The sequence below is a fragment of the Solirubrobacter ginsenosidimutans genome, assembly GCF_027587205.1.
Genome location: NZ_JAPDOD010000119.1, coordinates 1 through 2,308 on the forward strand (window position 1 = coordinate 1; position 2,308 = coordinate 2,308).

A 2,308-nucleotide genomic window follows, 5' to 3' on the forward strand; every position below is an offset into this window, starting at 1 on the left:
GGCACCTCGGCCGGCGCGGGCGACGGCGACGCCGCCGAGCCGGCCTCGGGCGCCACGCCGGCGGGCGCGGCGGAGGCCGCGACCTCAGGCTCAGCCGACACGGCCAGCGCCTCAGGCGACGCCCCCGCGGGCGCCGCGGCGGAGGCCGCGACCTCGACAGGCTCGTCCGACGCGGCCGCAGCCGGCACCGAAGGAGGCGCAGCGGAGGGAGGTGGCGGCACGGGCGACGCGATCTCGGGCGGCGCCGACGACGGCGGTGCGGCCGAGGCCGCGACGTCGGCCGGCGGCGCGGAGACGGGCGGCGGCACAGCCGCGCCGTCCGAAGGCGAGGGGACCGCCGGCTCGGCGACCGGTTCGGCCACTCGCGCCTCGGCGGGCGGCGGCACCGATGGCGGCGCAACCGACGCCTCGGCGAGCGACTCAGCCGGCTCGGCAACCGGCGATGCGGCCACCGGCGGCGCGACCGGTTCGGCCACTTGCGCCTCGGCGGGGGGCGACACCGACGGCGGCGCAACCGACGCCTCGGCCGGGCCGGCAACCGACTCTTCGGCCGACGGCGGCGCTACCGACGCCTCGGCCGGCTCCGCGACCGATGCCTCGGCCGGCGTCGACACCGACGGCGGTGCCACGAACGCTTCGACGGGCAGTGCGACCGGCTCGGCCACGCGCGCCTCGGGGTGCGGGGGTGCGACGGACGGGGCGGACGAGCTCACGACCGTCGGCGCGTCCGTGGGGCTCGGGGTGTTCTCGATCGGCGGCGGGTAGACGACCGGTTGCTCGGCGGCGAGGGGGTCGCCTCCGGCCGCGGACGGCGGGGCGACGCTCGTCGACGGGCCGGCCAGTGGGTCGCCGGAGGAGAGTTCCCGGGTCTCCTCGCCGGAGTACGCCGCCGCGCGGGGGACGATCGGCGGGCGCGGTGCCTCGTCCTCCTTCGGCGGCGAGACGGAGCCGAAGTCCGCGACCGTGTGGTAACCGCCGTCGTCTTCGTCTTCGTCCTCTTCGGCTTCGGGCTCCGGCTCGGCGACCGGCTCGGGCTCGGGCTCGGGCTCCGGTTCGGCCCATTCCTTCTCGGCGGCCGCGCGCACGGCCTCGGCGCCGCCCGGGTTCAGCTGCGCGGCGATGTCGGGCAGGGACATGTGGACCGGCAGGGTGAGCTCGCCGCGGACCAGGTCGCCCGTCGGCGTGACCCGGTGCTCGGCGTCGATCATCTCCATGTCCTTGAGCAGCGTCAGGTGGCGCTCGCCCTGGCTCTCGAGCGTGTTCTCGTTGTCCCAGCCGGCGCGGCCGAGGTAGGCCATCGAGCGGCCGAAGTCCATCGTCGAGACGCGCGTCCCGGGCGGGGTCGAGGCGAGCAGGCTGATGCCGATCGCGAGCCCATGGAAGATCGAGTCCGTCATGTGCTTCTCGCGCAGCTGGCGGCGCAGCCACTCGGCCTGTTGGGGGCCGATCGCGAACGGCGCGTCCGGCTCGCCCGAGCGGATGTAGCGCCGGCCGACCTCGGTGAGCTCGACCACGCCGCGGTCTTCCTTGACGAGCCCGGCGGCGCGCGCGTAGGAGATGAAGTGGCGCATCCGGCCGAGCGCGTTCTCGAGGTCTGGCGGGAACAGTTCCTCGAGGCTGAACTCCGTCACGAACTCGTCCGTGCGCAGCCGTCCGCGCTTGTCGATCGCGCGAAGAAGTCCGTGGGCGTGGCCCAAGCTGTCGGCAGGGATGGGGCGCATATACGCGCGGACTCTAATGCGCGCGCGGCCCGGCGAACCAGGCCGCGCACGTCAGCGCGATCAGCCCGCGGGCTTGACGGGAGCGGGCTTCGCGGCCCCGGACCCGTTGCCGGCGGCAGTCTTCGCCGTGACCTCGCCGGTCGCAACGGAGCCCTCGGTGGGCGTGGCGGCGGCACCGTTGGCGGCCTGCGGCGGCTCGTCCGCCCGCGCGGGGGCTTTGGCCGTCGGGCTCGTCGCCGCGGGCTTCGGCTTCGCCGGGCCACTCGGGACGGTCGGCGCGCCGGCCGGCGCCGCCTGCGCGATGGGCTTGGCGGCGGCCTTCGGCTTGGCGGCGGTGGCGGCCGGCTTCGGCTTGGCGGCGGCCTCCGGCTTGGCGGCGGCGACGGCCGGCTTCGGCTTGGCGGCCGGCTTCGGCTTGGCGGCGGCCTCCGGCTTGGCGGCGGCGACGGCCGGCTTCGGCTTGGCGGCCGGCTTCGGCTTGGCGGCGGCCTCCGGCTTGGCGGCGGCGACGGCCGGCTTCGGCTTGGCGGCCGGCTTCGGCTTGGCGGCGGCCTCCGGCTTGGCGGCGGCGACGGCCGGCTTCGGCT

At 77.1% G+C, this 2,308-nt stretch carries 2 pseudogenes; both read right to left on the minus strand.

Going from position 1 to position 2,308, the window contains the following annotated elements:
* Positions 1-1,721, minus strand: a pseudogene (locus tag OM076_RS44380) (hypothetical protein); the annotation flags it as partial.
* A gap of 60 nt (positions 1,722-1,781) precedes the next feature.
* Positions 1,782-2,308 (minus strand): annotated as a pseudogene (locus tag OM076_RS44385) (hypothetical protein); the annotation flags it as partial.